Origin of the sequence: Pseudomonas mandelii, assembly GCF_900106065.1 — a bacterium.
Taxonomy (GTDB): domain Bacteria; phylum Pseudomonadota; class Gammaproteobacteria; order Pseudomonadales; family Pseudomonadaceae; genus Aquipseudomonas; species Aquipseudomonas mandelii.
Map to the genome: position 1 here is coordinate 601,935 of NZ_LT629796.1, position 15,053 is coordinate 616,987.

A 15,053-nucleotide genomic window follows, 5' to 3' on the forward strand; every position below is an offset into this window, starting at 1 on the left:
ATCAGCCCAGGTTGTCCTGAATCACGCTCAACACTTTGCGCGCCACTTCTGCCGGCGCCACGGTGTTGATGTTTTTCTCGACGGTGACCTGGACGTTCTCGCCTACCTTGCTCAGGCGAACCTGATAACGCTCGGCACGGGCTTCAACTTCTTCCTTGCTCGGCGCGCTGCCGAACAGGCTGCTGAAGAAGCCAGGCTTCTCGTCTTTCTTCTCGGCTTTTTCGGAGAGATTGATGTAGTACAGGCCCAGGCTGCGGTTGATGTCTTCAACGCGCCATTCGCCCTGTTCCAGCGCACGACCAACGCTCGACCAGGCACGATCCAGGTCATTGCCGACGTTCAGAACCGGGTTGCCGCTGCCGTCTTCGCTCAGGCTGACACGACTCGGCGTATCGAAATCACGCGAAGCCAGCATGGAAACCGAACCGCCCTTTTCCGAGATGCGGCTCATGCTCGCGAGCATGTCGTCGACCAGTGCCGCGTCCAGGCCAGTGTTGACCGAACGGTTGGTGAAGGCCACGTCGGCGGTGCTGCCGGCAGGACGCTCGGCGCTGACCACGTAGATTTCGCTGGTGTTGCGCTGAACGCCCGGCTCGATACGCACTCGAACGCGGGTTTCGCTGTCGGTGCTGACGCCGGCGGAACTCAGGCGCTTGGCCATCGCTGCCGACAGTTCGTCGGAACGCTGCCAGGTGGTGGTGAATTCACCGGTTTGCGGCTTCTGTTCGTCCAGACGGAAACCGTTGTCCTGGAAGAACTGTATCGCCACTGGCCAGGCTTCGGCAGGTGGATTCTGGGCCAGGATCGAGCGCGAATCACCGCTCTTCTGCAGCGAGTAGGCGCTGGCGTCAGCCGATGCCGTCAGTGGCTGCGGACGCGGCACGATGTATTCGCCTTTGGCGGTGTCATCAGCCACGTTGCGCGGGATCGGCAGCAGCGGATCCAGACGCTTGGCGGTGCTGACATCCGTTGGCAGTTGCATAGGTGCAGTCTGTTGCGCTTCCAGGTAATCGCTACCACGGTCACGGAAATAACCTTCCGGGCCCCAGACCCATCCACAGCCACTGGTGCTGGAGATAATCAAGGCAAGTGCGGAAAGTCCGGCCAATCGCTTCATGCGTAGTGCTTCCTCAATTAAACCAGTACGCCGGACTGGCGCATGGCCTGCCGCAGCGGTTCGTGACAGGCAGCGCTGAGCCAGGTGAGCGGCAGACGAATACCGTCCGGCATCAGGCCCATTTCATGCAGCGCCCATTTCACGGGGATAGGGTTGGATTCGATAAACAGGGTTTTATTGAGCGGCATCAGCTTTTCGTGAATCGCGCGGGCCGTGACGGCGTCGCCTTTCAGGGCAGCGTTGCACAGGTCGCTCATGTCGCGCGGGGCGACGTTGGCGGTGACCGAGATGTTGCCTTTGCCGCCGAGCAGGATCAGCTCGACTGCGGTGGCGTCGTCACCGGACAGCACCAGGAAGTCTTTGCTGACGCCGTCGATGATGGCTTTGGCGCGGGCCAGGTCGCCGGTGGCTTCCTTGATGCCGATAATGTTTTTCACGGTCGACAGGCGGATCACGGTTTCGGTCAGCATGTCGCAGGCGGTACGGCCCGGCACGTTGTACAGGATCTGCGGGATGTCGACGGCTTCGGCGATGGCCTTGAAGTGCTGGTACAAGCCTTCCTGGGTCGGCTTGTTGTAGTACGGCGTCACCAGCAGGCAAGCATCGGCGCCGGCGGTCTTCGCATTGGTGGTCAGCTCGATGGCTTCGCGCGTCGAATTGGCGCCAGTACCGGCGATCACCGGAATGCGCCCTGCCACCTGCTTCACCACGTAACGAATCACTTCGATGTGCTCGTTCACGTCAAGGGTGGCCGATTCACCTGTAGTGCCGACGGCCACGATCGCGTGGGTGCCGTTCTGCAGGTGAAAGTCCACCAGTTTGCTCAGGCTGTCCCAGTCGAGACGACCTTGTGCATCCATGGGTGTGACCAGTGCCACCATACTGCCCGCAATCATGCAACCGCTCCTGCCGGAAAAAGAGAGCGGTAATGGTACTGGCGCCAAGATGCTTGTACAAGCAAAGTACTGCGCTGCTGCCATTCCCCTTGGCGCTGCTTTTCGCTACCCTTCAGGCTTTGATCGGTACTGATAAGCTCGCACGTCGGGTTTGAGCCTCCATTTTCGGCATCACAAGCCCCGATCCAGCGTTGCCACCCCTCGCTCCTGCCTTGATGGAGCACGTTGCAACCTTCGGCCCGGGTTTTTTGAATTCGCATCCGCAGGCTCGCCCCCGGTAGTAAAAGCCCGTAAAAGTATCGACCGCTCATCGCTTTAGGAATGCTGCATGTCCACCCCCACAGTTCGCGAACAATTCCTTGTCATCAGTGCCCTCGGCGCCAACCCCATGGAGCTGACTAACGTCCTGTGCCGCGCCAGCCATGAAAACCGCTGCGCCGTGGTCACTTCTCGCCTGACCCGTCATGGCGAGTGCAGCGCGTTGATCCTCGAAATCTCCGGCAGCTGGGACGCCCTGGCGCGCCTTGAAGGCAGCCTGCCAGGCCTTGCCAAGAAGCATGCATTCACCGTTAACGTGGTGCGCAGCGCGGCGCTGGAGAATCGTCCTCAGGCTTTGCCTTACGTCGCTTATGTCAGCTCGGCCTATCGCTCGGACATCATCAACGAGCTGTGCCAGTTCTTCATGGACCACAACGTCGAGCTGGAAAACCTGACCTGCGACACGTATCAGGCGCCGCAAACCGGCGGCACCATGCTCAACGCCACGTTTACCGTGACCTTGCCGGCCGGCGTGCAGATCAGCTGGTTGCGCGATCAGTTCCTGGATTTCGCCGACGCGCTGAACCTGGATGCACTGATCGAACCGTGGCGCCCACAAAACCCAATGTAAGGAAGCTTTCATGGCCGTTGCCATCGACCAACCGGTTGCCGACTTCGAAGCACCCGCCACCAATGGACAGACCGTCAGCCTCGCGGGCCTTAAAGGCAAGCAGGTGGTGATCTACTTCTATCCGAAGGACAGCACGCCGGGCTGCACCACTCAGGGCCAGGGCTTTCGCGATCAGCTTGACGCCTTTAAAGCGGCAAACACCGAAGTCTTCGGTGTTTCGCGTGACAGCCTGAAATCCCACGAGAACTTCAAGGCCAAGCAAGCGTTCACCTTCGAGCTGATCAGCGACAAGGAAGAAGCGCTCTGCCAGCTGTTTGATGTGATCAAGCTGAAGAAGCTGTATGGCAAGGAATACATGGGCGTCGATCGCAGCACATTCCTGATTGATAAGGACGGAGTGCTGCGTCAGGAATGGCGCGGTGTGAAGGTGCCGGGGCATGTGGATGCGGTGTTGGCGGCTGCACAGGCGTTGAACAAGGCCTGAGTTTTATCGTCGTCTGTTCGGACGCTATCGCGAGCAGGTTCGCTCCCACGGTTGACCGAGTTGGCCAGCCTGACGCGATCCGATGTGGGACCGGGCCTGTTCGGGAGCCGCCACCAGCCCCACTGCCTCATCCCGGCTGACTGCTAAAGCAACGGCGCCACCACCGGCTCCTTGCGCGGCCAGGCATCCAGCACAGCCTTGAACAGCGTCGCCAGCGGAATCGCAAAGAACACCCCCCAGAATCCCCACAACCCGCCAAACAACAGCACCGCACAGATAATCGCCACCGGATGCAAATTCACCGCCTCCGAAAACAGCAGCGGCACCAGCACATTCCCGTCCAGCGTCTGGATAATCCCGTAGACCGCCATCAGGTAAATGAACTGATCGCTCCAGCCCCACTGGAACAGCGCGATCAGCATGACCGGCACCGTCACCACCACTGCGCCGACGTAAGGCACCACCACCGACACCCCCACCAGCAATGCCAGCAACGCCGCGTAGTTGAGCCCCAGTACGACGAACCCGATGTAGGTCACACCGCCGCAGATGAAAATCTCGATGACTTTACCGCGGATGTAATTGGCGATCTGCCGGTTCATCTCATGGGCAACCCGGGTAATCAGCGCCCGCTCACGCGGCAGGTAGCCGCGCACCCACTGACCGATCATCTCGCGGTCCTTGAGAAAGAAGAACACCAGGATCGGCACCAGCACCAGGTAGATCATGATGTTCACCAGCAGAGGCAGACTCGACAGCGAGAACGTCAGTGCCCACTGACCGAACTTGCCGATCTCGCCCCGCGCCACTTCGATGGCCTGCAACACCTGCTCGTCCGACACCAGGTGCGGATAGCGCTCTGGCAGAAGCAACAGCAGCGATTGCCACTTGGCCAGCATCCCGGGCAGTTCGTTGAACAGCGTGATCAACTGATGCCAGAGCAACGGCACCACGACAATAATGAACACCAGCAAAACGCCCATGAACAAGGCGAAGACCAACCCCACCGCGACCCCACCGGGCATGCGCAGGCGTTCGAGGGTAACGACCAGGCCCTGCATCAGATACGCCAGCACCATCCCGGCCAACACCGGCGCGAGCATGCCGCCCAACGTCAGTACGGCGGTAAAGGCCAGAAACAGCAGCACCGCCAGCACCACGGCTTCTTCATCGGAAAAGTAGCGCTGAATCCAGTCGCGTAACACCTTGAACATCAATATTCCTTAGAAATGAACGCAGCAGGTTTCAGGCTTTTTTCAACCAGTAGCGGTAAACACCCGCCTCATCTTCTTCGCGAAGCAGCGTATGACCGGCCAATCGGGCAAAGGTGCGAAAGTCGCGCTGGGAACCCGCATCGGTGGCGATGACCTTGAGCACCGCGCCACTGGCCAGTCGATTCAGCTCCAGCTTGGCCTTGAGCAATGGCAGCGGGCAATTCAGGCCACTGGCATCCAGTTCGGCGTCATGGGTTACAGCATCGGTCATTGCATCGCTCCGGGTCAGGTGGTGGAGTTGCCTAGAATATCTGGTCCCGGGCCAAGTGTCCGGCTACAGTAAGGTCTTTGTCGACTAAGGCTTTGTGCATGACTTTTTTGCGCCCTACCCTGCTGACGCTCGCTTGCCTGCTCGCCTCACCGGGCTTCGCCGACGACTTGCCGTCACTCGGCGACGCCAGTTCTGCCATTGTCTCGCCGCAACAGGAATATCAACTGGGCCGTGCGTGGCTCGCGCTGTTGCGCAGCCAGGTCTCGCAGCTCAACGATCCGCAGCTCAAGGATTACGTCGAATCCAGCGTTTACCGCCTGGTGGAAACCAGCCAGGTCAATGACCGGCGCCTGGAGTTCATCCTGATCAACAGCCCGCAGCTCAACGCCTTTGCGGCGCCGGGCGGTATTGTCGGGGTCAACGGCGGTCTGTTCCTCAATGCGCAGACCGAGGGCGAATACGCTTCGGTACTGGCGCACGAATTGGCTCACTTGTCGCAACGCCACTTTGCCCGAGGCGTGGAAGCCCAGCAGCGCATGCAAGTGCCGATGATGGCGGCTCTGTTGGCCGGGATCGTCATTGCTGCTGCCGGTGCCGGTGACGCCGGGATCGCGGCGATTGCGGGCACTCAGGCGGCGGCGATTCAGGAACAACGACGTTTCTCGCGCCAGAACGAACAGGAAGCCGACCGTATCGGCATCCTCAATCTGGAAAAGGCCGGTTATGACCCGCGGTCGATGCCGACCATGTTCGAGCGGTTGATGCGTCAATACCGCTTTGACGCCAAGCCACCAGAATTCCTGTTGACTCACCCGGTGACCGAATCGCGGATCGCCGACACCCGCAACCGCGCCGAACAGGCCAAAGCGGGCGGCGTCGAAGACACCATGCGCTATCAGCTGATTCGTGCACGCGTTCAGCTGGTCTACGAAGAAACCCCAGGCTTGGGCGCCAAGCGCTTTCGCGCTCAGCTCGACGAGAACCCGAAAAATGACGTCGCTCGTTATGGCCTGGCAATCGCCCAGATCAAGGGCGGCCAGTTGAATGAAGCTCGTGAGAACCTCAAGCTGCTGCTGGCCAAATCACCGAACGAGATCATCTACAACCTGGCGCAGGTCGACCTGGATATCACCAACAATCGCCTGCCCGATGCTCAAACACGGGTTGACCGGATGCTCACCCAGTACCCTGGCAACTATCCATTGAACCAGGTGCGTGTCGATCTGTTGCTGAAACAAAACCGCGCCGCCGATGCGGAAAAGGCGCTCGAAGGCCTGCTGAAGTCGCGCCCGGACGATCCGGACGTGTGGTATCAGGTGGCCGAGACTCGCGGCCTGTCAGGCAACATCATCGGTCTGCATCAGGCTCGCGCGGAGTACTTCGCCCTGGTTGGCGACTATCGCCAGGCCATTCAGCAACTGGACTTCGCCAAGCGCAAGGCCGGCACCAACTTCCCGTTGTCGTCGCGTATCGACGCCCGGCAACGCGAGTTGATGGAGCAGGAACGGATGGTCAAGGACATGATGGGCTGACCTGCTTGCGGAACATAAAACGCAGACACAAAAAAACCGCCTCTTTCGAGGCGGTTTTTCATTCAGCCGACAACCGGTTTATTCAGCCAGTTTGAAGGTGATGAAGCTGGCACGACCTTGACGCAGAACTCGCATGGACACCGATCGATTCTTCGGCAGTGCCTTGGCGATTTCAGCGAACTCCTTGCTATCGTTGATTGCCTGGTTGTTCAGGTGAGTGATCACATCATTTGGCTGCAAGCCGATGAGCGATGCAGGACCGTCCTGAACTTCCTTGATCACCACACCACCTTTGAGGTCGTAGGCTTTCTTCTGCTCAGCAGTCAGATCGGCGACGGCGACGCCCAGACGATTGCTGTTGGTTTCAACACCGGACTTGAGTTTCGAGTCCAGCTCTTTACCTTCGTCAGGGATCGCGCCGACCGTCAGTTCGACATTCTTGCGCTTGCCGTCGCGGATCACTTCAAGGTTGGCCTTCGCGCCTTCCTTGAGTGCACCCACCAGGTGCGGCAGATCGGCAGACATGACGATTGGCTGACCGTTCATGCTCAGGATCACGTCGCCGACTTGCAGATCACCCTTGGCAGCCGGGCCATCTTCCTGGATCTGAGCCACCAGCGCACCGGCCGGCTTCTCAAGACCGAACGACTCGGCCAGATCCTTGCTCACTTCCTGGATCACTACACCCAACCAGCCACGGCTGACTTTACCGCCACTTTTCAGCTGGTTGGATACGTCCAGGGCCACGTCGATAGGGATCGCGAACGATACGCCCATGAAGCCACCGGAGCGGGTGTAGATCTGCGAGTTGATCCCGACCACTTCACCGGCCAGGTTGAACAGCGGACCACCCGAGTTACCCGGGTTGATGGGCACGTCGGTCTGGATGAACGGCACATAATTTTCGTTCGGCAGGCTACGACCGACAGCGCTGACGATGCCTTGGGTCACGGTATGGTCGAAGCCGAACGGCGAGCCGATCGCTACGACCCATTGGCCGGCCTTCAGGTCCTGGGATTTACCCAGTTTCAGGACTGGCAGGTCCTTGCCTTCGATTTTCAGCAGCGCCACATCGGAACGTGGGTCGGTGCCTATCAGCTTGGCTTTCAACTCACTGCGGTCGGAGAGACGAACGAGAATTTCGTCGGCATCGGCGATCACGTGGTTGTTGGTCAGGATGTAGCCGTCCGGCGAGATGATAAAGCCCGAGCCCAGGGACTGCGCTTCACGCTGGCGATCACCGCGAGGCGAGCGCGGTTGCGGCATGCCCCGTTCGAAAAACTCGCGCAGCGCGGGTGGCAGGCCTTCAAGGTCGGGCATCTGGTCAGACACTCTGCGGTCCGGCAGCTTTTGCGTGGTACTGATGTTCACCACCGCGGGCGAGGCCTGCTCGACCAACTGGGTAAAGTCAGGCAATTCAACTGCTTGAGCAGTGACCGCCTGACCGAGCACCAGCACGGTGGCGAAAATGGACAGATAAGACTTCAAGCGTGGTATCGACATACGGCTCCCGTTACGACGAGCATGGTTAAGCGATATGGAGCAAGGAACACCGGGAAAGATACGCCGGTATTTTTGTTCCGGGAACAACAAAACAAGGCCAGAGCCGTGAGGCTCTGACCTATAGAAAAATTCAGGTTTTTTTGCAAATTGAAATGCTCACCAAACATTTCGATATCAGCTCACTACTTGGTTGCAGTGGCATCGGAGCGCATGGACAGCGCAATCCGTTCAGCAGTACCTATCGGAATCTCACCGACCACGGTCACCATCATCTCGCCTTGAGGGGTCGTCAAGCGCCGAGAAACAGCAACGGTTGGGCCTAACTGGGTGCGGGTGTCGGTAACGGTGGCACCATTCAACGGCTCAAGGAATACCGAAAACCGCGCCAGACCATCGTCGTACATCAGACTGGTGACCTGGGTTTTGGTCTCCGTATCTTTATGGGTGCTGCTGCTGGTCAGCTCGAAACCGGGCGGGAGCCAGTCCGAATGCCAGACTTGGGCGGCCTTGACGGCGGAAGCCTTGTCGCTGTCGAGTTTGACCACCTTGCAATCGTCGCCTGCCTGCAAGTCGCGGTCAGACGGCACGTTGTCGGTATTCAGCTGGGTGAACTGGAAACGCTCAAGCAACTGCCCTTTGTCATTCAGTAGCAATGACTTCAACGGCAAGCCGGTTTCCTTATCAAGGTGCAGCTCAAAACCGTAGCGATGCTGGTCACGTGGCTTCAATGAAATAATCACTGCCGCACGCCCAGCCACACGCGACTTGCCAATGACGGCAAGCTCATACCAATTCTTCAACTTTTGTGGATCGAGTGCACGGGCAGCGGAGTTGGGAGAGTCCCCAAGCCCTGCTATCAGGACGCCGCTGACGCATTGAGTATGCCCATTAATGCGAACGACTTCCTGTGCTGAGCCGTCGAGCTGCAGTAAACGCTCACGGACCTTGCCATCCTGGACACGGTGCCAGATGTTATGGGTAGAAAAGCTACCGTTACGCTCGTAAACGAAAGTGCCGTAAAAGCTTTGCTGTTGCTCGGCCTGACCAAGACGGGTCAACCAGTCCTGGGCTTCATCGGCGTGGGCTGGAACAATGAACCAGCCACCGAGCAGAAGCGAAAGTAGAGGTATGGCGCGCATGATCCTCCTTAACGGTTTTCCAGGCTTGCTGCACGAGCGTAAGGCAGAGCGCTCTCAGTACCTTTCAGTGCAGCCTGTTGAGCATGTTGGCGCAAGTAGCCTGGCAGACGCTGATCGTGCCAGCCTGGTTGACCTTGCAATACGCCGTTGGCCATAGGGCCAGTGGCTTCCGAACTCTCATTGTAGCCTGCCAATACAGCTGGACCTTTGACCTGAGGAACGGCCAGACCCGGTTGACTGGATTGCTGGGCAAGTTCGACACCCGCGATCTCGTCCTGGTTGTACAAACGCACACCTGCCAGTACGGCAACGGTCACCGAAGCAGCGACAGCCAGTCGACCCAGGCTGCGCCATGGACCACGGGAGGCTTTTGCCGGTACGGCTTCGTCGGCCAAAGCAGCAGAAACTGCCGCGGCGATGTCCAGACGAGGAAGCAGCAGATCCTTGTGCATAACTGCCCGAGCGATTTGATAACGAGCCCAGGTTTCACGGGTTTCTACATCGTCAAAGGCATTTAATACCCGACGCAATTCCAGTTCGTCCGCTTCGTTATCCATCACTGCGGACAGCGATTCCTGCAGGGCTTCACGACTCATGGCGTTCCTCTCTTGGCTATCGCCGCTGTCTCAGTTTTCCTGCAACAACGGCTGCAGGGCTTTATCGATGGCCTCCCGAGCGCGGAATATCCGGGAGCGCACGGTACCCACCGGACATTGCATGACTGCCGCAATGTCCTCGTAACTCAGACCATCGAATTCACGTAAAGTTAAAGCTGTACGCAAATCTTCTGGCAGTTGCTGAATGGTTCGATGGACGGTGCCTTCGATCTCATCCCGCAGCAATGCACGCTCTGGCGACTCGAGATCCTTGAGGCCATGATCGCCATCGTAGAACTCTGCATCTTCGGAACTGACATCGCTATCCGGCGGCCGGCGGCCGCGTGAAACCAGATAATTCTTCGCCGTGTTGATGGCGATGCGGTAAAGCCACGTATAAAACGCGCTATCTCCGCGAAAGTTTCCAAGTGCGCGGTAGGCCTTGATAAAGGCTTCCTGTGCCACATCCTGGGCTTCATGGGTGTCGTGCACGAAACGCACGATCAACCCGAGAATTTTGTGCTGGTATTTCAGCACTAGCAGATCGAAAGCCCGCTTGTCGCCGCGTTGAACGCGCTCGACGAGCTGCTGATCCTCTTCCTGGGTTAGCATGAACACTCCTCGATAAGCTCGGAGGAGGCTTGCATAACTAAACGACCAGACTTGCAAACATAGACTCGGGCTTTTCGCAAAAGTTCTCCCCCTCCAAGCAAGTTTCCTGCGGGCTCTGTTTTGGCACGCACGAAAAGCGCAGCTCGGCATGACCCGGCTGCGCGAATAATCTTGTCATCGGATTCACTGGCCAGGACCAAAACGCAAGTCCCCCTCCTGAAACCGACACTGTCCTTCTTTTCAGGCACCGTCTATTGATCTTGGGCCTTTGGCAAAAGTTCCAAATATTTATAGCCGGGCGAAAGCGACATTGTGCAACCCTGGACAGAAAAAGACTGTTAAATCGTTGATACAGTCACCTTGTCGCCGAACCGGCCGAAAAATCATCCGACGAAGCGTCAGGTATTTTCCGTCACAGTAGTTTCACAATGCCATATGCGCTCGGGTATTGTGCCGCTCCCCCCCTCTATATACTAGTGGGCTGTGTGGCTGCCTTGACTCGCCGTTCCACGAGTCTTGCGCCAACCCCGACCCGGGTCGCTTTGAGCGGAATCCTGAAATGAGCCAACAGTTTCAACACGATGTTCTGGTCATTGGCAGCGGCGCTGCCGGTTTGAGCCTTGCGCTGACCTTGCCCGGTCATTTGCGCATTGCCGTACTGAGTAAAGGCGACCTCGCCAACGGCTCGACTTTCTGGGCCCAGGGCGGCGTCGCTGCCGTTCTGGACGACACCGACACTGTCGAATCCCACGTCGATGACACCCTCAATGCCGGCGGTGGCCTCTGCCACGAAGACGCCGTGCGCTTTACCGTCGAGCACAGTAAAGAAGCCATCCAGTGGCTGATCGATCAAGGCGTACCGTTTACCCGCGATGAACAATCCGGCACTGAAGACGGTGGATTCGAGTTTCACCTGACCCGGGAAGGCGGTCACAGCCATCGGCGCATTATTCATGCGGCCGATGCCACGGGCGCGGCGATCTTCAAAACCCTGCTCGCCCAGGCCAGACTCAGACCGAATATCGAACTGATGGAACAGCGGGTCGCCATCGACCTGATCACCGAAAAGCGCCTGGGCCTGGAAGGCGATCGCTGCCTGGGTGCTTACGTGCTGAATCGCAGCACCGGAGAAGTCGACACGTACGGTGCACGATTCGTCATCCTGGCATCCGGCGGCGCAGCCAAGGTCTACCTCTACACCAGCAACCCCGACGGCGCCTGCGGTGATGGCATTGCCATGGCATGGCGTTCCGGCTGCCGGGTGGCCAACCTGGAGTTCAATCAGTTCCACCCGACCTGCCTTTATCACCCGCAAGCCAAGAGTTTCCTGATCACTGAAGCCCTGCGCGGCGAAGGCGCACACCTGAAGCTGCCCAACGGCGAACGCTTCATGCAGCGTTTCGACCCGCGTGCCGAACTCGCGCCCCGGGACATCGTCGCCCGTGCCATCGACCATGAGATGAAGCGCCTGGGTGTCGACTGCGTCTATCTGGACATCAGCCACATGCCAGAAGCGTTCATCAAGACTCACTTCCCGACGGTGTATGAACGCTGCCTCGAGTTTTCCATCGACATCACCAAACAACCGATCCCGGTGGTTCCGGCGGCGCACTACACGTGCGGCGGTGTGATGGTCGATCAGCACGGTCGCACCGACGTGCCGGGGCTGTATGCCATTGGCGAAACCAGTTTCACCGGCCTGCACGGTGCCAACCGCATGGCCAGCAACTCGCTGCTGGAGTGTTTTGTCTATGCCCGTTCGGCCGCGGCGGACATTCTGGAACAGCTGCCGCAGGTGTCGGTTCCGATCGCCCTGCCCGTCTGGGATGCCAGTCAGGTCACCGACTCCGACGAAGACGTGATCATTGCGCACAACTGGGATGAACTGCGGCGATTCATGTGGGACTACGTAGGCATCGTGCGCACCAACAAGCGCTTGCAACGCGCGCAGCACCGCGTGCGGCTGTTGCTGGACGAGATCGACGAGTTCTACAGCAACTACAAGGTCAGTCGCGATTTGATCGAGTTGCGCAACCTGGCCCAGGTGGCGGAGCTGATGATTCGGTCAGCCATGGAGCGCAAGGAAAGTCGCGGCCTGCATTACACCCTCGACTACCCGAACATGCTACCCGTTGCGCTGGACACTATTCTGGTGCCGCCCACCTACGTCGACTGAATGTAAGCCTGACCCGCAGGCGCCGGTGCACATCCACCGCCTGCGAGTCGTGGGGAACGCAGATTGATCTGACTCGCCGCTCGCCTCGCAGTCGAAAACGCAGCACCACCATCAGCGGTAACGCCAGGCTGTCCGGCCTTAGCTGCACGGGCTGCCAACCTGAAGCCTGATTCCACAACTGCCAGCCGTCGGCATCGCGCCGCAAACCGCGAAATGCCTGTGGATGCGTAAGCAAAATCAGGCGTGGCAGCAGCCAGATTCCGTGAACCACACACAGCGTCATGCCGAGCAGACTGGCCCAGAGCGGTAAGGAGAGCAGAAACAAAGAACCCAGCGCGAACAGCTGGGCCATAAGATACGCCGCCAGCAACTGCCGTGAGGCATGCCAGCGGCATTCGAACGCATTACTTGGGCTGGACACGATCCAGGATCATGCGAACCATGCGCTGAAGCTCCGGATCTTCCGATTCGGCGCGTTCCATGAACCAGCCGAACATGTCCTGGTCTTCGCATTCAAGCAGATTGCGGTAGCACTCGCGATCTTTCTGGTTGAGGTGCGGGTAGACCTCCTTAACGAACGGCACCAGCAACACGTCAAGCTCAAGCATGCCGCGGCGGCTGTGCCAGTAGAGGCGATTCAGTTCAACATCTTCGACCATGGAGCGCTCCTCAAATAGGCGGCAAGTATACAGCCCCGGCCCCGGTCGAACACTCGGCTTTGGTCGGGCGCCATCGACCTTTGTGAACTACCCATTTCGAGAGCGCCCCCTTATGATGTCCCCCAGACTCTTTACCCTGCGATGACCCATGGCCGATTCTGCTTTTTTCTGCACCCTGTCCCATGAAGGCGTTCTTGCAGTCCGCGGCGCGGACGCCAGCAAATTCCTGCAAGGCCAATTGACCTGCAACCTCAATTACCTGAGCGATACCCAGGCCAGCCTCGGCGCACGCTGCACGCAGAAAGGCCGGATGCAATCGAGTTTCCGCATCGTGCTGGAAGGTGACGGCGTGCTGCTGGCGATGGCCAGCGAGCTGCTTGAGCCGCAGTTGGCGGACCTGAAAAAGTACGCCGTGTTCTCCAAATCCAAACTGACCGATGAAAGCGCCGCCTGGGTCCGCTTCGGACTCGATCATGGCGACGCCGCACTGAGCAGCCTGGGTCTTGAGTTGCCGGCAGACACCGACAGCGTCGTGCGTCATGAAAGTCTGATCGCCATTCGTGTCTCGCCGGACCGCGCCGAACTGTGGGTCGCCGCCGATCAGGCCGACCTCATCAAAAGCAAGCTGTCCGCCCTGCTGTCCGAAGGCACTCTGAATCATTGGCTGCTGGGCCAGATCCGCGCAGGGATCGGCCAGGTCATGCCGAGCACCCGCGAGCTGTTCATCCCGCAGATGCTCAACCTGCAAGCCGTCGGTGGCGTGAGTTTCAAAAAGGGTTGCTACACCGGCCAGGAAATCGTCGCGCGCATGCAGTACCTGGGCAAACTCAAGCGTCGCTTGTATCGCTTGACGTTGGATGCCAGCGAATTGCCCGAGCCCGGCACGTCACTGTTTTCCCCATCACACGGCAGTTCTATCGGCGAAGTGGTGCTGGCCGCCAGCGCCGGACAAAACATTGAACTCCTGGCCGTGCTGCAAGCCGAAGCAGCAGAAGGTGGTGACATTCATCTGGGCACCCTCGAAGGGCCGGCCCTGCACCTGCTCGACCTGCCTTATCAACTGGATCGCGATCGCGAAATCCAGCGTTAACCGCAGCACTTGTTGTAACACCCTAGAGAAAAGAAATGAGCGAGCTGGCGGATAAGGTCCAACAGGATTTGGTTGAGGCCATCGATAACGATGACCTGGTTCTGCCAACGTTACCGGAAGTGGCCCTGCAGATTCGCAAGGCCGCTGAAGACCCGGAAGTCAGTGTCAGCACCCTGAGTAAAGTGATCGGCCGTGACACGGCGTTGTCGGCGCGTCTGATCAAAGTGGTCAATAGCCCGCTGCTGCGCGCGACCCAGGAAGTGACTGACCTGCACACGGCGATCACACGGTTGGGCGTCAACTACAGCAGTAATCTGGCGATCGGCTTGGTGATGGAGCAAATTTTCCACGCCCGCTCTGAAGTGGTGGCGCAGAAAATGCGCGATGTCTGGCGTAAAAGCCTGGAAATCGCCGGCGTCAGCTACGCGCTGTGCCGCAGTTACACACAACTCAAACCAGATCAGGCAGCCCTTGGCGGGCTGGTGCATCAGATTGGTGTACTGCCTATCCTGACCTACGCCGAAGACCACTACGAATTGCTCTCTGATGCGGTCAGCCTCAACCATGTCATCGATCGCATTCATCCCTTGATCGGCGACAAACTGCTCAGGGTCTGGGAATTCCCGGAAATGCTGGTGCAGTTGCCGGGGTTGTACCTGGACTTCAAACGCCAGTCCGAGCGGGTCGATTATGTCGATCTGGTTCAGGTGGCCAGCCTGTATTGCCACAAGGACACCGACCACCCGCTGGCCCGTATCGATGCGTTCAGCGTGCCGGCGTTCAAGAAACTGGGGATCGATCCGGAGAATGAGGCGATGTGCCGGGATCTGGAAGAGTCGCGGTCGATGTTTTACTGATCTTTGTGGCGAGGGGGC

Annotated in this window: 16 protein-coding genes; 6 read left to right on the forward strand and 10 right to left on the reverse strand. The window is 58.8% G+C overall.

Annotated elements, in window-relative coordinates:
- Position 1 precedes the first annotated feature (1 nt).
- Both bamC and dapA read right to left on the reverse strand, forming a co-directional pair.
- On the reverse strand, positions 2-1,117 hold the full coding sequence (gene bamC / locus BLU63_RS02675; RefSeq protein WP_077749619.1) for an outer membrane protein assembly factor BamC: 1,116 nt from the start codon (positions 1,115-1,117) through the stop codon (positions 2-4).
- A 17-nt stretch (positions 1,118-1,134) separates the two neighbouring features.
- The gene (dapA, locus tag BLU63_RS02680; protein ID WP_010462253.1) at positions 1,135-2,013 is read right to left on the reverse strand and encodes a 4-hydroxy-tetrahydrodipicolinate synthase; all 879 of its coding nucleotides are present in this window, start codon (positions 2,011-2,013) and stop codon (positions 1,135-1,137) included.
- A gap of 328 nt (positions 2,014-2,341) precedes the next feature.
- Here dapA and BLU63_RS02690 point away from each other — a divergent pair, with 328 nt between their 5' ends.
- On the forward strand, positions 2,342-2,902 hold the full coding sequence (locus tag BLU63_RS02690; RefSeq protein ID WP_010462255.1) for a glycine cleavage system protein R: 561 nt from the start codon (positions 2,342-2,344) through the stop codon (positions 2,900-2,902).
- Between the two features lie 10 nt (positions 2,903-2,912).
- Positions 2,913-3,386 carry a peroxiredoxin gene (locus BLU63_RS02695; protein ID WP_010462257.1) on the forward strand — a complete coding sequence of 158 codons (474 nt, stop codon included), beginning with the start codon at positions 2,913-2,915 and terminating at the stop codon, positions 3,384-3,386.
- A 143-nt stretch (positions 3,387-3,529) separates the two neighbouring features.
- On the opposite strand, the gene BLU63_RS02700 is transcribed toward BLU63_RS02695, so the two are convergent.
- Positions 3,530-4,600: an AI-2E family transporter gene (locus BLU63_RS02700; protein WP_010462259.1), complete on the reverse strand. Its 1,071-nt coding sequence runs from the start codon at positions 4,598-4,600 to the stop codon at positions 3,530-3,532.
- A 31-nt stretch (positions 4,601-4,631) separates the two neighbouring features.
- On the reverse strand, positions 4,632-4,871 hold the full coding sequence (locus tag BLU63_RS02705; RefSeq protein WP_007898654.1) for a sulfurtransferase TusA family protein: 240 nt from the start codon (positions 4,869-4,871) through the stop codon (positions 4,632-4,634).
- Positions 4,872-4,969: 98 nt separating this feature from the next.
- Between BLU63_RS02705 and BLU63_RS02710 the strand changes: the two genes are divergently transcribed.
- Positions 4,970-6,403: a M48 family metalloprotease gene (locus tag BLU63_RS02710; protein ID WP_010462262.1), complete on the forward strand. Its 1,434-nt coding sequence runs from the start codon at positions 4,970-4,972 to the stop codon at positions 6,401-6,403.
- Between the two features lie 78 nt (positions 6,404-6,481).
- On the opposite strand, the gene BLU63_RS02715 is transcribed toward BLU63_RS02710, so the two are convergent.
- From BLU63_RS02715 to rpoE, 4 genes are all read right to left on the reverse strand, one after another.
- Positions 6,482-7,900, reverse strand: coding sequence for a DegQ family serine endoprotease (locus BLU63_RS02715; RefSeq protein ID WP_370654422.1), 1,419 nt, complete (start codon positions 7,898-7,900; stop codon positions 6,482-6,484).
- A gap of 188 nt (positions 7,901-8,088) precedes the next feature.
- Positions 8,089-9,045 (reverse strand): MucB/RseB C-terminal domain-containing protein, encoded by a 957-nt coding sequence (locus BLU63_RS02720; RefSeq protein WP_083374824.1) that lies wholly within the window; start codon positions 9,043-9,045, stop codon positions 8,089-8,091.
- Positions 9,046-9,053: 8 nt separating this feature from the next.
- Entirely contained in the window at positions 9,054-9,641 is a 588-nt protein-coding gene (locus BLU63_RS02725; RefSeq protein WP_077749615.1) for a sigma-E factor negative regulatory protein, read from the reverse strand.
- 30 nt (positions 9,642-9,671) lie between these two features.
- Positions 9,672-10,253: an RNA polymerase sigma factor RpoE gene (rpoE, locus tag BLU63_RS02730; RefSeq protein ID WP_007944079.1), complete on the reverse strand. Its 582-nt coding sequence runs from the start codon at positions 10,251-10,253 to the stop codon at positions 9,672-9,674.
- A 559-nt stretch (positions 10,254-10,812) separates the two neighbouring features.
- Here rpoE and nadB point away from each other — a divergent pair.
- Entirely contained in the window at positions 10,813-12,429 is a 1,617-nt protein-coding gene (gene nadB / locus BLU63_RS02735; protein WP_083374825.1) for an L-aspartate oxidase, read from the forward strand.
- Here nadB and BLU63_RS02740 read toward each other — a convergent pair.
- The gene (locus BLU63_RS02740; RefSeq protein WP_083374826.1) at positions 12,398-12,850 is read right to left on the reverse strand and encodes a protein YgfX; all 453 of its coding nucleotides are present in this window, start codon (positions 12,848-12,850) and stop codon (positions 12,398-12,400) included. The genes nadB and BLU63_RS02740 overlap by 32 nt on opposite strands.
- Complete coding sequence (locus BLU63_RS02745) at positions 12,834-13,088, reverse strand: FAD assembly factor SdhE (RefSeq protein WP_010462275.1); 255 nt, start codon at positions 13,086-13,088, stop codon at positions 12,834-12,836. The genes BLU63_RS02740 and BLU63_RS02745 overlap by 17 nt, the downstream gene beginning before the upstream one ends.
- A 148-nt stretch (positions 13,089-13,236) precedes the next feature.
- Between BLU63_RS02745 and ygfZ the strand changes: the two genes are divergently transcribed.
- A complete protein-coding gene (gene ygfZ / locus BLU63_RS02750; protein ID WP_083374827.1) occupies positions 13,237-14,178 on the forward strand; it encodes a CAF17-like 4Fe-4S cluster assembly/insertion protein YgfZ in 942 nt (313 codons plus the stop codon).
- Positions 14,179-14,213: 35 nt separating this feature from the next.
- On the forward strand, positions 14,214-15,035 hold the full coding sequence (locus BLU63_RS02755; protein WP_010462279.1) for an HDOD domain-containing protein: 822 nt from the start codon (positions 14,214-14,216) through the stop codon (positions 15,033-15,035).
- Positions 15,036-15,053: the final 18 nt, after the last annotated feature.